Raw genomic sequence first — 21,627 nt, forward strand, 5'->3', positions numbered from 1 at the left:
GTCTGTCGGGCGCGGACGGCACGATCCGGCAGTGGAGCCCTACGCTCGCTGCGTGGTTTCCCAAGCCGTCGTCCTGCGGTGGGTCGTCGACCGGTACGCCCCGCTGCTGCTCGCCGTCGTGGTCGCCGCCGCCGTATGGGCCAGCGCGACCGGCGCGATCGGGGTCCGCTCGCCGTTGCCGGGGGTCGTCGCACTGCTTGTGGCGCTGGCTTCGGGTTGGGCGGTCGGCCTGGTTCGGACCCGCCGTTGGCCACTGTTCCTGGCCGCCGCGGTCAGCTGGCTGGTGCTCGCCGCCGCGGCACCCGGAGTGGTCGCCTCGTACCAGGCGGGCCTGCGGCTGCGTGGCCGCCGGCTCACCAGGTACCTCGTCGGGGTCGCCCTGGTGCTGACCGGTGGCGTGCTGGTCGGGCTGGCAGTGGGCGGTGTGCGTCGACTCACCACCGCCACCTTCGGCAACGTGCTGCTGCTGACCGCCTGCCTGGTGGGGCTTCCCCTGGTCGTCGGCCTCTGGGTGCGGGCCCGTCGGGACACGCTCGCCGCCCTGCGAGACCGAACCGAGCGGCTTGAACGCGAACAGGAGGCCCGCGCCGACCGGGTCCGCGCCGAGGAGCGGACCCGGATCGCCCGGGAGATGCACGACGTGGTGGCGCACCGGGTGTCGCTGATGGTGGTGCACGCCGGGGCGCTGGAGGTGACCGCCACCCACCCCGAGACCGTCGAGGCCGCCGCGCTGATCCGCGAGACGGGTCGGCAGGCGCTCACCGACCTGCGCGAGGTGCTGGGCGTGCTGCGACAGGCCACCCCGGTGCCCGAGCTGGCACTCGACGCGCTGGACGAACTGATCGGGGAGTCCCGCGCCGCCGGGCTGCGGGTGTCCCGGCGGGACGAGGGCGTGGCGACGACGCTGCCGGCAACTGTGGGACGCACCGCGTACCGGGTGGTGCGGGAGGCGCTGACCAACGTGCGCAAGCACGCCGCCGACGCCGAGACGACGGTCTGCCTGCGCTACCTGCCGGGCGGGTTGGAGGTGGCGGTCCGCAACGGCCCGTCCACGGGCGGGCGGGCCCTGCCCGGTGCCAGCCACGGGTTGCTCGGGCTGCGCGAGAGGGTGGAGCTGCTCGGCGGCCGCCTGGAGGCGGCGCCCGTGGAAGGTGGGTTCCTGGTCCGTGCCCTGCTCCCGGTGGCGGGTGCGGCGTGATCCGGGTGGTGGTGGTCGACGACGAGCAACTGGTCCGCACCGGGCTGCGGCTCATTCTGGAGGCGGCGCCGGACATCGTGGTGGTGGGCGAGGCGGCGGACGGTGCCGGCGCGCTGGAGCAGGCCCACCGGTTACGCCCCGACGTGATGCTGCTCGACGTGCGGATGCCGGGCATCGACGGGCTGACCGCCGCGCCCGAGGTGGTCGCCGCCGGCCCCAAGGTAGTCATGTTGACCACCTTCGACCTCGACGAGTACGTGCACCGGGCGTTGCGGGCCGGAGCGGTGGGCTTCCTGCTCAAGGACACCCCTCCCCGGGAGCTGGCCGCAGCCGTCCGCACGGTGGCGGCCGGGAACGCGATGCTCGCCCCGACGGTGACCCGGCGACTGATCAGCTCGTTCGCCGAGCGTGGTCCCGCCCGTCGGGACGCGGCCCGCCAGCGGCTCACCCGGCTCACCGACCGCGAGCTGGACATCGTCCGGGAGGTGGCGCGCGGGCGCGGCAACGCGGAGATCGCCCGGCGGCTCACGATGAGCGAGGCCACTGTGAAGGCGCACGTCAGTCGGGCGCTGGCGAAGCTCCAGGCGGACAACCGGGTGCAGCTGGCGATCCTGGTGCACGACGCGGACCTGCTGTGAGCGGTGGCAGCCCACCCCGGCCCGGTCACTGGCGGGGGGTGGGGTGGCGACGCGCCCGGCGGCGTAGCCAGCGGATCAACTCCAGCAGGAACGTGATCGCCACCGAGAGGCCGATCCCGGCGAGGATTCCCTTGATGGGGTGGCGCTCGAAGACCAGTCCACCGAAGTAGCCGAGCAGACCGCAGTACAGCGCCCAGGTGATCGCCGCGATCGTGTCGTAGAGCAGGAACGTCCGGCGGGGATACCGCACCGCGCCCATGGTCAGGGTGACCGCCGTCCGGCCACCCGGCACGTACCGGGAGGTGGTCAGGATCACCCCGCCGCGCCGGTCCACCGCGCGTCGGGCCCACTTGGTGCTTGCCTGCCGGCGGCTGCCGGCGGGAAACCGGGCGAGCCGGTGCGCGCCGCCGCCCCGCCCGACGGCATACGAGATGTGGTCACCCACGAGCGCACCGAGGGCGGCGCTGATGATCACCAGGGCCAGGTTGGGGTGGCCGCCGTTGGCGGCGAGCACTGCTGCGGTGATCACCGCCGCCTCGCCCGGCACCGCGGGGAAGAACGCGTCGACCGCGGTGAGCCCGAAGATCAGCAGGTACACCCAGGGTGAGGTGACCAGCTGTCGGAGCAGGTCGAGCGCGGAATCCATGCCTTCATGCTCGCCGGGTGCGACCCGGCGGGGTGGCCGAGTCGCCGGATCACCCGAGTGTGGCCACGAGCGTCAGACCGAGCGGGCCAGAGCCGGTGGGGCGAGCAGTGGGACGTGCGGGGTCTTGTCGCCAGCGGTGGGACCGTCCGAGGTCAGTACCACCGGCTGCGGGGGTCGGCCAGCGGCAGGGTCGGGTCCTGCCAAGCCCGAATCCGACTCGGCGGGGGCGTCAGCTCACGAGACCCGCCAGATGTGGTCGACCGCGCGAGTCGTGCAGGGCGAACCCGCCGTCCGGTAGCAGGGCGAAGCTCGCCGTGCTCGGTAGCGGTACAGGCAACTTGAAGGCGACCTCGACGGTGTAGGCGTCCGGCAACCGGTTCTCCAGTGCGGCCAGGCAGCGCGCCTTGCTCCACATGCCGTGCGCGATCGGTCGGCGGAAGCCGAACAGCCGCGCCCCGAGCAGGGAGGTGTGGATCGGGTTGTGGTCCCCGGAGACGCGCGCGTACCGCGTGCCGACGCGGGGCTCCACCCGCCAGCGGGCCGTGGCGACCGGCGCCTCGGGGCGTCCGCTCTGGTGGCGCCGCTCACCGCCTCCGGGCTTGCGCTCCCGACCGAGGTACGTCGACACGCCGCGCCAGACCTCCTCCCCGTCGACCGAGCCGACCAGCACCACGTCCACCTGCCGCCCCCGGTCGTGCGGGCGCAGGTCCTGGGCGTACGTCGTGAAGTCGAGGGTCTCGTCGGCGGTGATCGGGCGGCGCACGGTGATCCGGTTGCCCACGTGCACCACGCCGGTCAGCGGAATGGGGAACTCCGGCGCGGTCATCAGCCGCAGGGCCAGCGGGAAGCCCATGACGTGCGGGAACGTCGCGGGCAGCCGGTCGGTGAGCCGAAACCCGCAGACCCGGTCGTAGTCGGCCAGGTGCGCCCGGTCGACGGTGACCCCGCTCGCGGCCAACTCGACCGCCGGCAGGCCGGGCCCGCGCCGCCCGCCGCCGAGGCCGGGCAGCGCGCCGAGCAACGCCCGCCGGTAGAGCGCCCCGGCTTCCGGCATCCGGGGCAGTTCGACCCGGGTACGGCCGCCCGACTCCGGCAAGCCTGCCGCGGCCAGCGTCTCCGCCGACAGCGCCTCCGTCGGGCCGTCGATCAGCTCGTGCAGGGAGACGTCGTCGTCCGGCTTCCTCCGCGCGCCCATCACGCCCCCAGCAGGCTCTGGCCGCAGACCCGGACCACGTTGCCGCTGACCGCGCCGCTGGCCGGCCAGGCGAGCCAGCCGATCGTCTCGGCCACGTCGACCGGCAGCCCGCCCTGGGCCAGGCTGTTCATCCGCCGACCCGCCTCGCGGACCACCAGCGGGATGCGCGCGGTCAGCCGGGTCTCGATGAAGCCGGGGGCCACCGCGTTGACGCTGATCCCCCGGTCGTGCAGGGCCGGGGAGAGCGAGTCGACCAGACCGATCACGCCGGCCTTGCTGGTGGCGTAGTTGGTCTGCCCCCGGTTGCCGGCGATCCCGGCGATCGAGGAGACCGACACGATCCGCCCGCCGGCGGGGATGAGCTTCCGCTCCAGCAGCACGTCGTTGATCCGCTCCTGGCTGGAGAGGTTGACGTCGATCACCTGGTCCCACCGGTCGGCGTCCATCCGGCCGAGCGTCTTGTCGCGGGTGATGCCGGCGTTGTGCACCACCACGTCGACCCGGCCGTGCCGGCTGGCCAGGTGGTCGGCGAGCCGGGTCGGCGCGTCCGGCGCGGTCAGGTCGAGCTGGACGGCGGTGCCGCCGATGTCGTTCGCCACCGCCGCGAGGGCGTCCCCGGCGGCGGGAATGTCCAGCGCCACCACTTGGGCGCCGTCGCGGGCCAGCACCCGGGCCAGCGCGGCACCGATACCCCGGGCGGCGCCGGTGACCAGCACGACCTGCCCGTCCAGCGGGCGGTCCCAGTCGGCCGGCGCGCTCGCGGTGCCGGTGCCGACCCTGATCACCTGCCCCGAGACGTACGCGGACCGGCCGGACAGAAGAAATCGGAGCGTGGACTCCAGACTGACCTGGGTGGCCGCGTCGGCGTTCTTCGTGACGTACACCAGTTGGGCGGTGACGCCCCGGCCGAACTCCTTGCCGATGCTGCGGACCAGCCCCTCCAGGGCCCGCTGGGCGGTCGCCGCACGGGGCGTCGGGCACTCCCGCGGCGGGGTGCCCAGCACGATCACCCGACCGCTGGGCAGCACGGCCCGGGCCTGCGGGTGGAAGAAGTCGTAGAGCTGGCGCAGGTCGGTCGAGTCGGTGATTCCGGTCGCGTCGAAGAGCAGTGCGCCGTACCGCTGCGGGGTGTCGGTGTGGGTCGCGGCGGCCGGGTCGGCCAGCTCGACCCCGGCGGTGGTCAGGATCCTGGCGACCGGCTCGGCGAGCCGGCCGCCGGTGGCCGCGCCGAGCAGCGCCGGCCCGGGCAGCAGCGGGTCGCCGGGGTGGTGTCGGCGCAGTCGCGGCGGGTCGGGCAGCCCCAGGCGCTTGACCAGCGTGCGACCGGCGGCCGATTGGACGAAGCTCGCGTACCTGTCGGTCATGGGCGTAGCCTACTGGCGAGTAGGGTTCGAGCAACACATGTCGAGGAGGCGGATCGTGCAGAGCATCCGGCGGGTCGCGGTCATCGGGGGCAACCGAATCCCCTTCGCCCGTTCCAACTCCCGCTACGCGGAAGCGTCCAACGCGGACCTGCTCGGCGCGGCGCTGGACGGTTTGATCGCCCGGTACGGGCTGGCCGGGCAGCGGGTCGGCGAGGTGGTGGCCGGGGCGGTGCTCAAGCACTCCCGTGACTTCAACCTGACCCGGGAGGTCGTGCTCGGGTCCCGGCTCGATCCGCACACCCCGGCGTACGACATCCAGCAGGCCTGCGGCACCGGCCTGGAGGCGGCCATCCTGGTCGCCAACAAGATCGCCCTCGGGCAGCTGGACGTGGGCATCGCCGGTGGCGTCGACACCACCTCCGACGCGCCCCTGGCGGTCAACGAGGAGATGCGCCGGACCCTGCTCAAGCTCAACTCCGCCCGCACCCTGGGCGAACGGCTCAAGATCGCCGCGAAGCTGCGCCCGCTCCAGCCGTTCAAGCCGGAGATCCCGCGCAACGCCGAGCCGCGTACCGGGCTGTCCATGGGAGACCACGCCGCCCGCACCGCGCTGGGCTGGCAGATCGACCGGCGCTCCCAGGACGAGCTGGCGCTGCGCTCGCACCAGCGGCTGGCCGCCGCGTACGACCGGGGTTTCTTCGACGACCTGATGACGCCGTACTTGGGCCTCACCCGCGACCAGAACCTCCGCCCCGACACCAGCCTGGACAAGCTGGGCACGCTCAAGCCGGTCTTCGGCACCCGTGGCCCGGACGCCGAGCAGGCCACCATGACCGCCGGCAACTCCTCGCCGCTCACCGACGGCGCGTCCACGGTGCTGCTGGCCAGCGAGGACTGGGCGAAGGCGCACAACCTGCCGGTGCTGGCCTGGTTCAGCTGGTCGGAGGCGGCGGCGGTGGACTTCGTGCACGGTGACGAGGGGCTGCTGATGGCCCCCGCGTACGCGGTGCCCCGGATGCTGGCCCGGGCCGGGCTGACGCTCCAGGACTTCGACTACTACGAGATCCACGAGGCGTTCGCCTCGCAGGTGCTGGCCACCCTCGCCGCCTGGGAGTCGCCGGAGTTCTGCAAGGACCGGCTCGGCCTGGACGCCCCGCTCGGCGCCATCGACCGGGACCGGGTGAACGTCAACGGCTCCTCCCTGGCCGCCGGGCACCCGTTCACCGCCACCGGCGGGCGGATCGTGGCGACCCTCGCCAAGCTGCTGGCCGAGAAGGGCAGCGGACGCGGGCTGATCTCAATCTGTGCCGCCGGAGGTCAGGGCGTGACGGCCATCCTCGAACGCTGAGCGGGCATCCTCGGCCCGGTCCGGGTGCTGGCCGGCACGTGCGGGACAATGAGGTACGTGACGACGATCCCCAACGTGCTCGCCAACCGGTACGCCTCGCCCGAGTTGGTCGCCCTCTGGTCACCGGAGGAGAAGGTCCGGATGGAGCGGCGGCTCTGGCTGGCCGTGCTCCGCGCGCAGCGCGATCTCGGTGTGGCCGTGCCGGACGGCGTGGTCGAGGCGTACGAGCGGGTGCTCGACCAGGTGGACCTCGCCTCCATCGCGGAGCGGGAGCGGGTCACCCGGCACGACGTGAAGGCACGGATCGAGGAGTTCAGCGCGCTCGCCGGGTTCGAGCACGTGCACAAGGGGATGACCTCCCGGGACCTCACCGAGAACGTCGAGCAGCTCCAGGTGCGCGCCTCGCTGGAGCTGATCCGGGATCGTGTGGTGGCCACCCTGGCCCGGCTCGCCTGGCTCGCCCACGAGCACACCGAGCTGGTGATGACCGGCCGTTCACACAACGTGGCGGCGCAGGCCACCACGCTGGGCAAGCGCTTCGCGTCGGCGGCAGAGGAGCTGCTCATCGCGTACGAGCGGCTGGAGGAACTGATCGCCCGCTACCCGCTGCGCGGGATCAAGGGGCCGGTCGGCACAGCCGCCGACCAGCTCGACCTCTTCGACGGCGACGCCGACAAGGTGGCCGAGCTGGAGCGCCGGGTCGCCGAGCATCTGGGCTTCTCCCGGGTGCTGGACAGCGTCGGGCAGGTCTACCCACGATCGCTGGACTTCGACGTGCTGGCCGCGCTGGCGCAGACCGCCGCCGCGCCGTCGTCGCTGGCCACCACGATCCGGCTGATGGTCGGCCAGGAGCTGGTCACCGAGGGCTTCAAGCCGGGTCAGGTCGGCTCCAGCGCGATGCCGCACAAGATGAACACCCGCTCGTCCGAGCGGGTCAACGGCTTCGCCGTGATCATCCGGGGCTACCTGTCGATGGTCGGCGAGCTGGCCGGTGACCAGTGGAACGAGGGGGACGTGTCCTGCTCGGTGGTCCGCCGGGTCGCCCTGCCGGACGCTTTCTTCGCCGCCGACGGGCTGTTCCAGACCTTCCTCACCGTGCTCGACGAGTTCGGCGCGTACCCCGCCGTGATCAACCGGGAGCTGGAGCGGTTCCTGCCCTTCCTGGCCACCACGAAGATCCTGGTGGCGGCGGTCCGACGCGGCGTCGGCCGGGAGGTCGCGCACGAGGTGATCAAGGAGCACGCGGTCGCGGTGGCGCTGGCCATGCGCGAGAAGGGCTCGCCGGAGAACGACCTGTTCGACCGGCTCGCGGCGGACGGCCGACTCAACCTGTCCCGCGCCGACGTCGACACCCTGGTCGCCGACCGCACCGCCTTCGTCGGCGCCGCCTCCGCCCAGGTGGCAGCGGTAACCCGCCGCATCACCGAGGTGGTCACGGCCCACCCCGAAGCCGCCACCTACTCCCCGCCCCCCATCCTCTAACCCCCTGGACCCTTCACTGGTTGATCATGAAGTTATTGCCCCGACACGCCGAGGCGAAGGGCACTAACTTCATGATTACCGGGCTGGGCCGGGGCGGTTGGGTCAATCGCCGGTGGGGGTTTCGGGCGCGGTGCGGAGGTTGGGGGCGCTGGCTGGTTCGGCGATGCCGCCCGGTGCCTCCACGACTGCTGGCTGCTGCGCGGTCTCCGCAGCGATGGCGGGCTGGTCGGCGGGCATGACGTCCGGCATGACGGGTGCGACGATCACCGCAGTGCCGTACGCGCAGATCTCCATCCACATCTCGCCGCAGTCCCGGCTGTCGAACCGCATGCCGATCACCGCGTTGGCGCCGAGCCGCAGGGCCTCCTCGCCGAGCCGGGCCACCGAGTCGGTGCGCCAGCGGGTCAGGTTGTCCGGGGCCATCGGGTCGTACGCGCCGCCGCGCAGGTTCTTGACCCCCTCGCGGTACGGGTTGCGCGTCCTGGCCATCGATGACACCACCTCACCGAGAATCTGGCGGATCTCGTAGCCGGGCAGTTGCTCCGTCGTCACGACCAGCACGATTCCGATGCTGTCAGGAGCGGCGTGACCCGATCGTGCGCATTGTTCACCTGATCGGATGCTGCAAAACGACGCGGCGCGGACGGCCGGCGCAGGGCCTGCCATCCACGCCGCGTGGGGCGCTAACCGTCAGACACCGGCCACCGAGGTGATCCAGGCCCGGTTGTACGCGACACTGCCGTAGTTCTGGATGCTGGAGCCGTCGGCCGTCGAGGCCACCCCGACCTGCTGGCGTTGTAGAACTGCGGGCCGCCCGAGTCGCCCCGCCAGGCGTTGCCGTTGATCCTGCTGCTGCGGATCGCCTGGCCGCCGTACGCGTCGGTGGCGCTGTTGCTGGTCACCCGGACGGTGGCGGTCTTGAGCTGGCTGGACGCCGAGCAACCGCTGTAGCAGGTCATGCCCCAGCCGTAGATCGAGTTGGTCGAGTTGATCGGCGGGTTGCTGCTGGCCAGGCTCACCGCCGAGGTGCTGACCGCGCTGGAGAGGCGCATGAGGGCCAGGTCGTTGCGGGTGTAGGTGGCGCTGACGGTACGGGTGACCCCGCCCGAGGAGCGGTAGACGCTGCCGACCCGGACCGACATGGTGCCGCTGATGCAGTGCCGGGCGGTGAGCACCCACTGCGGGGCGATGACGCTGCCGGAGGAGGTGAACGAGCCGTTGCTCATCACGGCGGCGGCCCAGGGGGCGGACGAGACGGTGCCGCCGCCGATGATGGGTTGCGGGCCGGCCGGGGCGGCGGTCGCGCCGGACGCGGCGCCGAGGACGCCGGCGAGCGCGATGCCGAGCAGGGCGAGCAGGGGACGGATGCGCATCGGGTGGACTCCTTGGGCGGGGCGGACCCCGGGGTCGCCGGGTGCGGGAGGGCGACAGCGGGGGTCCCCGCCGTCGCTGACATCGAACGATGTCGATACAGTAGAGCCCCCGGCGACTGTTTTCAAGAATTCGATCGAGGTTAACCAATGTAACGGTTCGGCCACCCTCAGCGCCGTATATGCCCTGGTGAGGCCGCGTGTCCCGCGTGGCGGCCCGTCCCGGCCGCCGGTTGTGCCGAGCACTGCCTGAACTGCAGCCGGCCGGTGCGGCCGCGGCGGTATCTGCCAGGTACGCTGGCTGCGCTCGCCCGTTGTGGGTCGGCACCCAACTGCGTACACAGTCAGGAGTGCCCAGTGCCTCGCGTCGTCGTCGACGTCATGCTCAAGCCCGAGATCCTCGATCCGCAGGGCCAGGCCGTCGCAAACGCGCTGCCCCGGCTCGGCGTCAGCGACGTCGCCTCGGTTCGGATCGGCAGGCGGATCGAGATCGAGTTCACCGGTGAACCGGACCTGGACCGAGCTCGGGAGATCGCCGACAAACTGCTCGCCAACCCGGTCATCGAGGACTTCACCGTCCGCCTGGTCGAGGCCGACGAGACCGCGGACGCCCGCTCGTGACCGCCCGGGTCGGTGTGGTCACCTTCCCCGGCTCGCTCGACGACGGGGACGCGGCCCGAGCCGTCCGGATCGCCGGGGCCGAGCCGGTCCGGCTCTGGCACGGTGACCCGGACCTGCACGGGGTGGACGCGGTCGTGCTGCCCGGCGGCTTCTCCTACGGCGACTACCTGCGCTGCGGCGCCATCGCCCGGTTCGCTCCGGTGATGGAGACGATCGTGGACGCCGCCCAGGGCGGTCTGCCGGTGCTCGGCATCTGCAACGGCTTCCAGATCCTCTGCGAGGCGCACCTGCTGCCCGGGGCGCTCACCCGCAACCAGCACCTGCACTTCCGCAACCGGGACCAGATCCTGCGCATCGAGTCGGCCGGCACCGCGTGGACCAACGCGTTCCAGCCCGGCCAGGAGGTGCTCGTCCCGGTGAAGAACGGCGAGGGCTGCTACGTCGCCGACACCGCCACGCTGGATCAGCTCGAGGCCGAGGGTCGGTTGGTCGCCCGCTACGTCGGCGGCAACCCGAACGGGTCGCAGCGTGACATCGCCGCGATCACCAACGCCGCCGGCAACGTGGTCGGCATCATGCCGCACCCCGAGCACGCGGTGGAGGCGCTCACCGGCCCCTCGCTGGACGGCCTCGGCTTCTTCACCTCGGTCCTCAAGCACCTGGTGGGGGCGCCGGCGTGAGCGCGAGGAGTGAACCGCGAACGAAGTGTGGGGCGGTGACCGGCGGCACGATCATCGGTCAGCTCAACCGCCGGTCGGGCGGGCACGAGCGCAGCGAGGAGAGGTCATGACCACCCATCCGGACCCGGTACGGGACACACCGGAGGCGTACTCCGCCCCGGCGCAGCCGACCGAGCCGAGCCCGGCGCAGCCCGCCGCCCCGGCGACCGCTCCCGCCCAGCCGGCCGCCGTCGACTGGACCGAGGGCGTGGACACCGTGCCGCGCGCCGGTGGCACCCCGGGAGAGCTCCAGCCGTACACCGAGCTGGGGCTCCGTGACGACGAGTACGACCGCATCCGGCAGATCCTCGGCCGTCGGCCCACCCAGTCCGAGCTGGCGATGTACTCGATCATGTGGAGCGAGCACTGCTCCTACAAGTCGAGCAAGGTGCACCTGCGCCAATTCGGTGAGAAGGCCCCGCACAGCGACCGGCTGCTCGCCGGCATCGGCGAGAACGCCGGCGTGGTGCAGGTCTCCGACGAGCTGGCGGTGACCTTCAAGGTCGAGTCGCACAACCACCCGAGCTTCGTCGAGCCGTACCAGGGTGCGGCGACCGGTGTCGGCGGCATCGTCCGGGACATCCTCGCCATGGGCGCCCGCCCGGTCGCGGTGATGGACCCGCTGCGCTTCGGCGCCGCGGACCACCCGGACACCGCCCGGGTCCTCACCGGCGTGGTCGCCGGCGTGGGCGGCTACGGCAACTGCCTCGGCCTGCCCAACATCGGTGGCGAGCTGGTCTTCGACCCCTCCTACCAGGGCAACCCGTTGCTCAACGCCCTCTGCCTGGGTGTGCTGCCGGTCGACCGGTTGCAGAACAAGGCCGCCGCCGGCCCCGGCAACGTGGTCGTGCTGATGGGCGCCAAGACCGGCCGGGACGGCATCGGCGGTGTTTCGGTGCTGGCCAGCGCCACCTTCGACGAGGGCAGCGAGCAGCGCCGCCCCGCCGTGCAGGTCGGCGACCCGTTCACCGAGAAGCTGCTGATCGAGGCCTGCCTGGAGCTGTACGACGGCCAGTTGGTGGTCGGCATCCAGGACCTCGGCGGCGCCGGGCTGACCTGCGCGCTAACCGAGACCGCCGCCGCGGCCGGCACCGGCATGCGGGTCTGGCTGGAGCGCGTGCCGCTGCGTGAGCCGTCGATGGACCCGCACGAGATCCTGGCCAGCGAGTCCCAGGAGCGCATGCTGTTGGTCGTCGAGCCGGACAAGCTCGACGCGGTGCTCAAGACTGCCGAGAAGTGGGGCGTGCTGGCCACCGCCATCGGCGAGGTCACCGCGCCGGAGCCGGACGGCAGCCCGGGTCGGTTGCTGATCACCTGGCAGGACCACCTGGTGGTCGACGTGCCGCCGGGCTCGCTGGTCGACGACGGTCCGGTCTACGCGCGGCCGATGCGTGAGCCGGCCGACCTGATCCTGCTCCAGGCCGACCGGGCCGAGACGCTTCCCCGCCCGGCCGACCCGGAGGCGCTGCGGGAGACCGTGCTGCGCATGATCGCGTCGCCCAACCTGGCCGACAAGACCTGGGTCACCGAGCAGTACGACCGCTACGTGCTGGGCAACACCGTGCTCGCCCAGCCGGAGGACGGCGGCGTGATCCGGATCGACGAGCGGACCGGGCTCGGCGTGGCGCTGTCCGTGGACGGCAACGGCCGGTACGCCCGGCTCGACCCGTACAACGGCACCAAGCTGGCGCTGGCCGAGGCGTACCGGAACGTGGCGGTGACCGGCGCGAAGCCGATCGCCGTGACCAACTGCCTCAACTTCGGCTCCCCGGAGGACCCGGGCGTGATGTGGCAGTTCGCCGAGGCTGTACGCGGTCTGGCGGACGGCTGCCTGGAGCTGGGCATCCCGGTCACCGGCGGCAACGTCAGCTTCTACAACCAGACCGGCGCGGCGGCCATCCACCCGACCCCGGTGGTCGGCGTGCTGGGCGTGCTGGACAACGTCGCCGACCGGGTCCCGATGGGCTTCGTCCCGCGCGCCGGTGGCGACCACGACCAGCTCTACCTGCTCGGTGAGACCAACGTGGAGCTCTCCGGCTCGGAGTGGGCCTGGGTGACGCACGAGCACCTCGGCGGCATCCCGCCACAGGTCGACCTGGCCCGCGAGAAGGCGCTGGCCGACCTGCTGGCCGAGGCCGCCCGGGTGGGCCACCTCACCTCGGCGCACGACCTCTCCGACGGTGGCCTCGCCCAGAGCCTGGTCGAGGCCTGCCTGCGCCGCGGCGTCGGCGCTCGGATCGCGGTGCCGGAGCACTTCGCCGGCGGCTCGATGCCGTTCGTGTACCTGTTCAGCGAGTCGGCCGCACGGGCGCTGGTGTCGGTGCCGCGCGGCCACGACAAGGCGTTCGCGGCGCTCTGCGCCGAGCGCTGGGTGCCGTTCGAGCTGATCGGCGTCACCGACCCGGCCGGCGGCGCGCTGGAGGTGCACGGCCAGTTCCGGATCGGGCTGGACGAGCTGCGCGCCGCGCACACCGAGACGTTGCCGCGCCTCTTCGGCGGCGCCGCCGCCGTCGAGGTGCCCGCACCGGCTGCTGGCGTGGCGGGGGCGGTCGAGGCCGTGCCGCTGCCGGTCGCGCAGGCCGAGCTGGTTGCTGCCGAGCCCGTTGATGTGGCGGCGGTGGTCTCCGAGCCGATCGCGTCGGCCGGCCCGGTTCCGCAGGCCGGTGCCGTCGAGCCGGTCGCCGAGGCTGCCGAGAGCCCGGTCGAGCACACCGAGCCCGCCGGGCCCGGTGAGTCGTCCGAGGCTGACTCCGGTGTCACCGAGCCGTCGCCTGACGAGCGCTGAGGCGTTGGCGGCCGCCGTCTACGGCCAACCCGGCTCCGGTGCCCGGTTCGACTGGGGGCTGACCGGGGCGGCGGAGCTGGGTCGGGTCTGCGCCGCGCTGGTGGTGGTGGACGTGCTCTCGTTCACCACCTCGGTGGAGGTGGCGGTCGGCCGGGGCATGCGGGTGCACCCGTTCCCGTGGGGTGAGCAGGCCGCCGAGTACGCGCTGCGGGTCGGCGCGGTGGCCGCGGTGGGCCGTCGGCGGGTGACAGCGGAGCATCCGTGGTCGCTCTCGCCCGCCGCGCTGAGCACCGCGCCGGTGGTGGCGGATTTGGTGCTGCCCTCGCCGAACGGCTCCGCGATCAGCGCCGCCGCCAGCGCCACCGGGCTGCCGGTGGTCGCGGCGTGCCTGCGCAACGCCGGGGCCGTCGGGCGTTGGCTGCGCCGCCAGGGGTACGGCACGACGGACGCCCCGATCGGCGTGATCGCGTCGGGGGAGCGGTGGCCGGACGGTTCGCTGCGCCCGTCGGTGGAGGACCAGCTCGGCGCGGCCAGCGTGCTCGACGGCCTCTCCGGCGTGCCGGGTGGGCTCTCCGTGGAGGCGGCCATGGCGCTCGCCGCCCTGGCGAGCACTCCGGACGTGCCCGCCGCGGTGAGAGGTAGCGTCTCGGGCCGGGAGCTGACCGAGGGTGGCTTCGCCGAGGACGTCGACGTCGCCGTCCAGGTCGGCGTGTCGGACGTCGTTCCGGTGCTCCGCCAGGGCGTGTTCTCCGCCGCCTGACCGCCGGGCGTCGGCCTGCCGTTACACCCCGACCTCACTGTCCACGAGTGAACCTTCCGACAGCGAAACGGCCGCCCGGATCTCCGGGCGGCCGTTTCGCTGTGCCGTAGGCAGTGCGTGCCGGGTCAGTCGTCCAGCCAGTCGAGGCGTCGACCCCCCCGCTCAGTCGGCGGCGGGCTGTCCGCCGGCCGAGCCCGGCCGGACTGCTGACCGTAGCCGCCCTGGTCGTAGCCGCGGTCGTCGTAGCCGCCGCCGCGCTGGGCCGGGGGCTCCTGGCCGTAGCCGCCCTGGTCGTACCCGCCAGCGGCCTGTTGGCCGTAGCCGCTCTGGTCGTAGCCGCGGTCGTCGTAGCCGCCGCCGCGCTGGGCCGGGGGCTCCTGGCCGTAGCCGCCCTGGTCGTACCCGCCAGCGGGCTGCTGACCGTAGCCACCCTGGTCGTACCCGCCGGCCTGCTGGCCGTAGCCACCGGTCGGCTCTGCCGCCCGACCGCCGTACGGGGCGGGGTCGGACTGGCCGTACCCCTGGCCCTGCTCCGGCTGGTAGACGCCGGTGGCGTACGGGTCGGCCGGAGCCGGGTACTGCGTGCTGTCGCCGGTGTACCGGCCGGTCGGCTCGTCGAAACGCTCGCCGTAGCCCGCACCGCCAGCGGGAGCCGGCGGATAGCCGGCCGCACCGGCCGGGGCCGTGTAGTCGCGGCTCCCGTAGCCGCCGTCGGAGGACGGCGTGCCGCCGTAGCCGCCGCCGGAGGACGGTGCGCCGCCATAGCCCGCACCGGAGCCGGGCGCGCCGTAGCCGTCGCCAGCCGCGCCAGCGCCGTAGCCGTCGCCAGCTGCGCCCGCACCGTAGCCGTCACCGGCTGCGCCGTAGCCACCCTCGGGGGTTGCCGCCGTGCCGTAGCCGCCACCCGAGGCGGAGGCGTTGCCGTAGCCGCCCGCGCCGTACCCGCCGGGTGCCGGCTCGTCGCCGTAGCCGGTGCCGCCCCAGCTCTGCTGGCCCGCCGCGCCGTACGGCTGCGCCGGCGCGCCGTACGGGTCCGGTGGGACGTCGTCGACCACCGGGCGGTGCATCATCGTCGGCGCCTCGCTCAGCCCCGCACCGCCGACCATCGTCGGGTCCGGTGCGCCGAGCGGGCGGTTGACCACCCGCGTCTGGTCGTCGGCCCCGCGGAACCCGCCCCGGGCCGCCGGCACGGCGCCGGCACCGGCAGGGTCGTCGTCCTCGTCGCCGTTCTCCTTGCGCTTCATCCAGAGCAGCACGATCGTGCCGACACCAGCGGCGACGAGCAGACCGCCGAGCAGGATGATCAGGTACGAGCTGAGGCCGCCGCCGTCCTCCTCGTTGGAGGCGTTCGCCGGGGCGCCCGCGCTGGCCTCCTCGGTGGCCTCCTCCTCGGTGCCCTCCTCGACCGGTTCCTCGGTGGGGGTGGCCTCGGCGCTGGCGGACGGGGTGGGGCTCGGGGTCACCTCGACCTTGAGGGCCAGGCTGACCCGCTGGCCGGTGACGGACTGCCCGGCGCCCGCGTTGATGGTCTTCCGGCCGAGGACGTTGTCGAAGCTGGCGCCCAGCTCGAGTCTGCCGGGCGCGATCGGGTTGCCGGTGGTGCCGGTGAAGCGGAAGTTACCGCTGCCGTCGCTGGTGGTGTCGTGGCGCTTGCCCGCGCTGTCCAGGAGCATCACCACGGCGTTCGGCACGGCGTCGCCGTTGGCCTGCACGATCACCTTGCCGGAGACCGACTTCACGGTCTGCGCCTGCGGCGGTGGTGGCGCGGCCTTGCCCTTGACGGTCAGCGAGAAGGTCTTGGTGTCCGGGCCGGAGTCGGCCTCGACGGCCACCGTGACGGTGGCGGTCGCGTCGCCCGCGTTGTCGTTGGCCGCGATCCTGACCAGCACCGACTTCGCTTGGGGATTGCCAAGGCCGGGGAAATCGACGTCGCCGCACCCGCTGGCGCAGCTGACGCCCGACGGTAGCCCGGAGAGGCTGATCTTCGCGTTACGGTCGCTGTCATCGGGAGTGACGCGCACGGTGATCGTGGCGTCGCTGCCGGCGCTCACGGTGACCGACCCAGGTGATACGTCGACACTTGCGGCCAGGGCTGGTGTGGCGGGGACGGCGAGCAGAGCGCCGGCAACCAGCGCTACGACCACACCGGCCCGCTGCTTCCAGGCACGTCGGTGTGTTGACACGTCCACCGCCTTCCGGACTGACTTCCCTTGACCGGCGGGGCGCCGGGCCGGGGATTATCACGGTACGAATACGCCGTCGGCAACTATGCCTTGTCTGACTGGATCGGCGCGACCCAGGGCCAACGTCGGGCACTCTGCCCGCGGGTCGTATCGTCCCGTCGTGTCCTCTCCGTACAGAAAGTCCGCCGCCGTTGCGGCGGTATTGTCGGCGCTCGACGAGGGGCGTACGCCCGAAAGGCCGGTAGTCCGGGAGGCGGTCCGGTCGTTGTTGGCCGGCCTCGCGGAGCGCGCCCCCGGCCGATCGGTGGAGGTGCGCGTCCCACCATACGGTGCGATCCAGTGCGTTCCTGGCCCTCGACACACCAGGGGAAACCCGCCAAACGTGGTCGAGATGGCCCCGGACACCTGGCTGGCGCTGGCCACCGGGCGAATTGGTTGGGTCGAGGCGGTCACCGAGGGTCGCATCCAGGTGAGCGGAGTCCGGGCGGACCTCTCGGCATATCTGCCCCTCTAGCTGCCCGGATGTCCAGCTCTCCGTGACGCTCGGCAGGGAAATCGTGACTTTCTGTATTGACGGCGATTCGCGTACACTGTCAGGCGACGACAGTGGTCCCGGCAGAGGAGTGTGGATCCACCCGTGATCCCCGCCAAGCCGGTCCAGACCAGCATGAGGGAGCGGTAGTGCCCCGAGGCGACGGCCGGCTGAGCCACGACCTTGACCCCCAACGACCCGGCCCCCAGGATGCCTGCGGCGTCTTCGGCGTCTGGGCCCCCGGTGAAGAGGTCGCCAACCTGACCTACTTCGGTCTCTACGCGCTGCAGCACCGCGGCCAGGAGGCGGCGGGCATCGCGGTGAGCGACGGCTCCGGCGTGGTGGTCTACAAGGACCTCGGCCTGGTGGCCCAGGTCTTCGACGAGCCCACCCTGGCCAGCCTGCGCGGCCACCTGGCGATCGGGCACGCCCGCTACTCCACGACCGGCGCCTCGAACTGGGAAAACGCCCAGCCGACGATCCGGTCGACGAGTTCCGGCACGACCATCGCCCTGGCCCACAACGGCAACCTGGTCAACACCACCGAGCTTGAGAAGGAGGTCGCCGAGCGCGGCCTCGTCGCGGACGGCTCGACGAACGACACCTCGCTGGTGACCATGCTGCTGGCCAGCCGTCCGGACCTGTCGGTCGAGGCGGCCGCGCTGGAGGTGCTGCCGCAGCTGCGGGGCGCGTTCAGCTTCGTCTTCATGGACGAGACGACGCTCTACGCGGCCCGCGACCCGCACGGCGTACGCCCGCTGGTGCTCGGCCGGTTGGAGCGCGGCTGGGTGGTGGCCAGCGAGACCGCCGCGCTGGACATCGTCGGCGCCAGCGTGGTGCGCGAGGTCGAGCCGGGCGAGCTGATCGCGATCGACGAGGACGGGCTGCGCTCGACCCGGTTCGCGTCGCCGGAGCCGAAGGGCTGCCTCTTCGAGTACGTCTACATCGCCCGCCCGGACGCCACGATCGCCGGGCGCAACGTGCACGCGGCGCGGGTGCAGATCGGCCGGCAGTTGGCCAAGGAGCACCCGGTCGAGGCCGACCTGGTGATCCCGGTGCCCGAGTCCGGCACCCCGGCCGCGATCGGCTACGCCGAGGCGTCCGGCATCACCTACGGCGCCGGCCTGATGAAGAACCCGTACGTGGGGCGCACCTTCATCCAGCCGTCGCAGACCCTGCGCCAGCTCGGCATCCGGCTGAAGCTCAACCCGCTGCGGGAGAACGTCCGGGGCAAGCGGCTGGTGGTCGTCGACGACTCGATCGTCCGCGGCAACACGCAGCGGGCCATCGTGCGGATGCTGCGCGAGGCGGGGGCGCTGGAGGTGCACGTCCGGATCTCCTCCCCGCCGGTCAGCTGGCCGTGCTTCTACGGCATCGACTTCGCCACCCGGGCGGAGCTGCTGGCCAACGGGTTGGACAACGACGGCATCCGGCGGTCCATCGGTGCCGACACGCTGGGTTACGTTTCGCTTCCTGGCCTGATCGCCGCGACCGAGCAGCCGAAGACCCGGCTGTGTCGGGCGTGTTTCGATGGGGAGTACCCGATCGAGCTGCCGGCTGGCAACCTGATCGGCAAGCACGTGCTCGAAGGGGTGGGCCGACGGGTCGCCAACTCGGCACCGGAGGCCCCGCACACCGACGGCCCGCTCGTCGCCACTCCAGGTGGCGTGACCGCAAACCGCCCGTAGCACCAAACTGGCGCGGCCCGGCCACCGCCGGCGCGGCACCGAGAACCACAAAGGGGAGAACCGTGACGCACGTGTCCGAGCGCAGCGGCGCAGGAAGCAGCCCGACCGGCGCCGGCGGCGACCGCCAGCTCTGGACGGCCGGCGCCAGCCGTCAGGCGCGCAAACGCTCGGTCTCGTACGCCGACGCCGGTGTCTCCATCGACGCGGGCGACCGCGCGGTGGAACTGCTCAAGTCGAAGGTGCGCCAGACCCGTCGCCCCGAGGTACTGGGCGACCTCGGCGGCTTCGCGGGCCTGTTCCGTCTGGACACGACGAAGTACAAGAACCCGATCCTGGCCTCCTCCACGGACGGTGTGGGCACCAAGCTGGTGATCGCCCAACAGATGGACATCCACGACACGGTCGGCATCGACCTGGTCGCGATGGTCGTCGACGACCTGGTGGCCTGCGGTGCCGAGCCGCTCTTCCTGCTCGACTACATCGCCACCGGCGAGGTTGTCCCGGACAAGGTCGCCGAGATCGGCGCGGGCATCGCCGACGGCTGCCGGTACGCCGGCTGCGCGCTGCTGGGCGGGGAGACCGCGGAGCACCCGGGTGTGCTCCGCCCGGACGAGTACGACATCTCGGCGACCGGCGTCGGCGTGGTCGAGGAGAGCGACATCCTCAGCCCGGATCGGGTCGAGGTGGGTGACGTGGTGATCGCCATGCGCTCCTCCGGCCTGCACTCCAACGGCTACTCGCTGGTCCGTCACGTGCTGCTCGGCGCGGCCCGGATGCGGCTGGACATCGTGATCGACGACTTCGGCCGGCAGCGGACCCTGGGTGAGGAGCTGCTCACCCCGACCAAGATCTACGCCAAGGACTGCCTCAAGCTGATCGCCGAGGCCGAGGTGCGGGCGCTGGCCCACGTCACCGGTGGTGGCATCCCCGGCAACCTGGTCCGGGTGCTGCCGGAGCACGTCGACGCGGTGGTCAACCGGTCCACCTGGAAGCCGCAGCCGGTCTTCGACCTGATCCAGTCGAAGGGCCGGATCGACGACCCGGAGATGGAGTCGACCTTCAACATGGGTGTCGGCATGTTCGCGATCGTCTCGGCCGAGGACGCCGACCGGGCGCTGGCCACGCTGACCGGCCGTGGGGTCGAGGCGTGGCAGGCCGGCGAGATCATCGAGGGCACCGGCAAGGTGCAGATGGTTGGCCAGCACACCCGCGGCTGATCACGCTCTGGTGATCGTACGGGCACCTGATCAGGGCTTCACCCGAGTGGCCAACGCCGCCTAGCCTGAAGGGCACCCCTCAGGCTAGGTGGAGGAGGGCGATGGCTGCTCGGGGACGGTCGTTCAGCGGGATGCGTGGCCTGGCCACGGTCCCGTCGTACGTCGTCATGCAGCCCACCACCCTCTGCAACCTCGACTGCGCGTACTGCTACCTGCCCTTCCGGGCCGCCGACCGGCGGATGCCGGTGTCGGTGGCCGAGGCGGTGGCGGCGGTGGTCAACCCGTGGGCGGCGGCCGGCCGCTTCTCCGTGGTCTGGCACGGCGGAGAGCCGCTGGCGGCCGGCCGGGAATGGTTGGGCGACCTGATCGCGCCGTTCGGGCCAGAGGTCGAGCACCACGTGCAGACCAACGCCACGCTGATCGACGATGACTGGTGCGCCTTCTTCGCGGAGCATGACGTGCGGGTGAGCGTGAGCGTTGACGGGCCCCGGGAGCGCAACGGCGACCGGGTCAACCGGGGTGGTCAGCCCGCGTACGACCGGATTCTGCGCGGGGTGGACGCGTTGCGCCGACACGGCCTGCCCTTCTCCGCGCTGGCCGTGGTGTCCCGGCCGGAGCCGGGGCTCGCCGCCGAGCTGTACGACTACTTCCTCGGCCTGGGCTGTGACGTGCTGGGCATCAACATCGAGGAGACCGAGGGGGTCAACACCCGGGACAACCGCCACGACCGGGCGGCGGTGACCGCGTTCTGGGCGGAGCTGGTGGCGGTCTGGCGCCGGGAGCCGCGGATCCACCTGCGCGAGATCGAGTGGTCACTGCGCTACGCGGCGGCGGTGCTCGATGACTCGGCGGACGCGGTGCTGCCCCGCCGGTTGGACCCGATCCCGACCATCGGGCACGACGGTTCGGTGACCGTGCTCTCCCCGGAACTCGCCGGCTTCACCGACCCCCGCTACGGCGACTTCAGCAGCGGTAACGTGCTGACCACCCCGCTGGCCGAGATTCTCACCGGCGCCGGGGCGACCCCGTGGGTGGGCGAGTTCCTGGCCGGGGTGGAGGCGTGTCGGGCCTCCTGCTCGTACTTCGGGTTCTGCGGCGGCGGTCATGCCGCCAACCGCTACTTCGAGTTGGGGCGGTTCGACGGCACGGAGACCGAGCACTGCCGCAACAGCAAGATCCGCCTATTGGAGGGAGTGTTGGAGCATGCCCGAGACCACCAGTCACCGGCGCCCTGAGCGCGGAGCGGATGACGCTCCGGACGGCGTCGCCGAGCGGGTGCGGGACGCGGCCCCAGGGCTCGTCGCGCTCCTGCAGGAGGCCGAGGACGCGCGACGGCTGCGGGCGGAGGTGCCGGGCGGAGGCGGCACCAGCGCCGTCTGCGCCTGGAACCACTTCGAGAACATCCCGACCTTCTACAACTGGAACAACCGCCCGCGCTGACGGTGACCGCGATCAGGGGCCTGTCGGCCGGCCGGAGTGGTCTCCGGCCAGGACAGGCCCCTGATCGTCGGCACCGGTGTCGCTCCCGACGGGCACATGCGTGAGCACGCGGGGGTCACCGCGTGCTCAGCTACGTCGAGAGGTCAGCGGGTCGGACGGATCCAGGGATCCGGGTCGTCGTCCGCGTGATCCTCATCATCGTCGTCGACGAACTCTTTAGAGTCGTCGTCGAAGTGGTGCTCAGACTTACCAGCACCCGCCAGTTCACGCTGCAAGGCGGTGAGGTCGGTGTTCGGGGAGTGGTACTTCAACTCCCGGGCCACCTTCGTCTGCTTGGCCTTAGCACGGCCGCGCCCCATGGCTCGACCCCCTCGCACAGAATGCGGGGCAGCCCGAAGGCGGGCCCCGATGACGTCAGGCATCTCTCGTGGCTCTTACGGT

The 21,627-nt window shown here is 72.4% G+C and carries 19 protein-coding genes and 1 pseudogene; 13 read left to right on the top strand and 7 right to left on the bottom strand.

Annotation, left to right across the window (positions count from 1 at the left end; genetic code table 11):
* Positions 1 to 52: 52 nt before the first annotated feature.
* Entirely contained in the window at positions 53 to 1,198 is a 1,146-nt protein-coding gene (locus ACWD6N_RS15360) for a sensor histidine kinase (protein WP_354966490.1), read from the top strand.
* The gene (locus ACWD6N_RS15365; protein WP_354966491.1) at positions 1,195 to 1,836 is read left to right on the top strand and encodes a response regulator transcription factor; all 642 of its coding nucleotides are present in this window, start codon (positions 1,195 to 1,197) and stop codon (positions 1,834 to 1,836) included. The genes ACWD6N_RS15360 and ACWD6N_RS15365 overlap by 4 nt, the downstream gene beginning before the upstream one ends.
* A gap of 25 nt (positions 1,837 to 1,861) precedes the next feature.
* Here ACWD6N_RS15365 and ACWD6N_RS15370 read toward each other — a convergent pair whose 3' ends face one another.
* The 3 genes from ACWD6N_RS15370 to ACWD6N_RS15380 form a co-directional block, all read right to left on the bottom strand.
* Complete coding sequence (locus tag ACWD6N_RS15370) at positions 1,862 to 2,482, bottom strand: DedA family protein (RefSeq protein ID WP_354966492.1); 621 nt, start codon at positions 2,480 to 2,482, stop codon at positions 1,862 to 1,864.
* A gap of 229 nt (positions 2,483 to 2,711) precedes the next feature.
* Positions 2,712 to 3,677, bottom strand: coding sequence for a MaoC family dehydratase (locus ACWD6N_RS15375; protein WP_387324717.1), 966 nt, complete (start codon positions 3,675 to 3,677; stop codon positions 2,712 to 2,714).
* Positions 3,677 to 5,041 carry a 3-oxoacyl-ACP reductase gene (locus tag ACWD6N_RS15380; protein WP_354966493.1) on the bottom strand — a complete coding sequence of 455 codons (1,365 nt, stop codon included), beginning with the start codon at positions 5,039 to 5,041 and terminating at the stop codon, positions 3,677 to 3,679. Before ACWD6N_RS15380 ends, ACWD6N_RS15375 begins: the two co-directional genes overlap by 1 nt.
* A 55-nt stretch (positions 5,042 to 5,096) precedes the next feature.
* Between ACWD6N_RS15380 and ACWD6N_RS15385 the strand changes: the two genes are divergently transcribed.
* Together ACWD6N_RS15385 and purB are read left to right on the top strand one after the other, a co-directional pair.
* Positions 5,097 to 6,389 carry an acetyl-CoA C-acetyltransferase gene (locus ACWD6N_RS15385; protein WP_387324714.1) on the top strand — a complete coding sequence of 431 codons (1,293 nt, stop codon included), beginning with the start codon at positions 5,097 to 5,099 and terminating at the stop codon, positions 6,387 to 6,389.
* A 57-nt stretch (positions 6,390 to 6,446) separates the two neighbouring features.
* A complete protein-coding gene (gene purB / locus ACWD6N_RS15390) occupies positions 6,447 to 7,871 on the top strand; it encodes an adenylosuccinate lyase (RefSeq protein ID WP_354966495.1) in 1,425 nt (474 codons plus the stop codon).
* Between the two features lie 102 nt (positions 7,872 to 7,973).
* On the opposite strand, the gene ACWD6N_RS15395 is transcribed toward purB, so the two are convergent.
* On the bottom strand, positions 7,974 to 8,537 hold the full coding sequence (locus ACWD6N_RS15395) for a YbjQ family protein (RefSeq protein WP_354966496.1): 564 nt from the start codon (positions 8,535 to 8,537) through the stop codon (positions 7,974 to 7,976).
* A 24-nt stretch (positions 8,538 to 8,561) separates the two neighbouring features.
* Positions 8,562 to 9,244: pseudogene (locus ACWD6N_RS15400) on the bottom strand (S1 family peptidase).
* Between the two features lie 354 nt (positions 9,245 to 9,598).
* Here ACWD6N_RS15400 and purS point away from each other — a divergent pair.
* From purS to ACWD6N_RS15420, 4 genes are all read left to right on the top strand, one after another.
* Complete coding sequence (gene purS, locus ACWD6N_RS15405) at positions 9,599 to 9,862, top strand: phosphoribosylformylglycinamidine synthase subunit PurS (protein ID WP_030332194.1); 264 nt, start codon at positions 9,599 to 9,601, stop codon at positions 9,860 to 9,862.
* A complete protein-coding gene (gene purQ, locus ACWD6N_RS15410) occupies positions 9,859 to 10,542 on the top strand; it encodes a phosphoribosylformylglycinamidine synthase subunit PurQ (RefSeq protein WP_354966497.1) in 684 nt (227 codons plus the stop codon). Before purS ends, purQ begins: the two co-directional genes overlap by 4 nt.
* Positions 10,543 to 10,648: 106 nt before the next feature.
* Entirely contained in the window at positions 10,649 to 13,366 is a 2,718-nt protein-coding gene (gene purL / locus ACWD6N_RS15415; protein ID WP_354966498.1) for a phosphoribosylformylglycinamidine synthase subunit PurL, read from the top strand.
* Positions 13,367 to 13,370: 4 nt separating this feature from the next.
* Positions 13,371 to 14,126, top strand: a complete 756-nt coding sequence (locus ACWD6N_RS15420) for a 2-phosphosulfolactate phosphatase (protein WP_354966576.1) — start codon at positions 13,371 to 13,373, stop codon at positions 14,124 to 14,126.
* Positions 14,127 to 14,251: 125 nt separating this feature from the next.
* Here ACWD6N_RS15420 and ACWD6N_RS15425 read toward each other — a convergent pair whose 3' ends face one another.
* The gene (locus tag ACWD6N_RS15425; RefSeq protein WP_354966499.1) at positions 14,252 to 16,309 is read right to left on the bottom strand and encodes a hypothetical protein; all 2,058 of its coding nucleotides are present in this window, start codon (positions 16,307 to 16,309) and stop codon (positions 14,252 to 14,254) included.
* A gap of 160 nt (positions 16,310 to 16,469) precedes the next feature.
* Between ACWD6N_RS15425 and ACWD6N_RS15430 the strand changes: the two genes are divergently transcribed.
* The 5 genes from ACWD6N_RS15430 to amcA all read left to right on the top strand — a co-directional run bounded on the left by ACWD6N_RS15430 (position 16,470) and on the right by amcA (position 21,186).
* Positions 16,470 to 16,823 (top strand): sterol carrier family protein, encoded by a 354-nt coding sequence (locus ACWD6N_RS15430; RefSeq protein ID WP_354966500.1) that lies wholly within the window; start codon positions 16,470 to 16,472, stop codon positions 16,821 to 16,823.
* A gap of 167 nt (positions 16,824 to 16,990) precedes the next feature.
* Positions 16,991 to 18,529 (top strand): amidophosphoribosyltransferase, encoded by a 1,539-nt coding sequence (purF, locus tag ACWD6N_RS15435; protein ID WP_354966501.1) that lies wholly within the window; start codon positions 16,991 to 16,993, stop codon positions 18,527 to 18,529.
* Positions 18,530 to 18,591: 62 nt separating this feature from the next.
* The gene (gene purM, locus ACWD6N_RS15440; protein ID WP_354966502.1) at positions 18,592 to 19,746 is read left to right on the top strand and encodes a phosphoribosylformylglycinamidine cyclo-ligase; all 1,155 of its coding nucleotides are present in this window, start codon (positions 18,592 to 18,594) and stop codon (positions 19,744 to 19,746) included.
* Positions 19,747 to 19,877: 131 nt separating this feature from the next.
* Positions 19,878 to 20,981, top strand: coding sequence for a cyclophane-forming radical SAM peptide maturase AmcB (gene amcB / locus ACWD6N_RS15445; protein ID WP_354966577.1), 1,104 nt, complete (start codon positions 19,878 to 19,880; stop codon positions 20,979 to 20,981).
* A complete protein-coding gene (gene amcA, locus ACWD6N_RS15450) occupies positions 20,950 to 21,186 on the top strand; it encodes a multiple cyclophane-containing RiPP AmcA (protein WP_354966503.1) in 237 nt (78 codons plus the stop codon). The genes amcB and amcA overlap by 32 nt, the downstream gene beginning before the upstream one ends.
* Positions 21,187 to 21,329: 143 nt before the next feature.
* Here the strand turns inward: amcA and ACWD6N_RS15455 are convergent, their stop codons facing one another.
* Positions 21,330 to 21,545 (bottom strand): DUF3073 domain-containing protein, encoded by a 216-nt coding sequence (locus ACWD6N_RS15455; protein ID WP_074315844.1) that lies wholly within the window; start codon positions 21,543 to 21,545, stop codon positions 21,330 to 21,332.
* Positions 21,546 to 21,627: the final 82 nt, after the last annotated feature.

Source organism: Micromonospora sp. NPDC005163 (assembly GCF_053599835.1).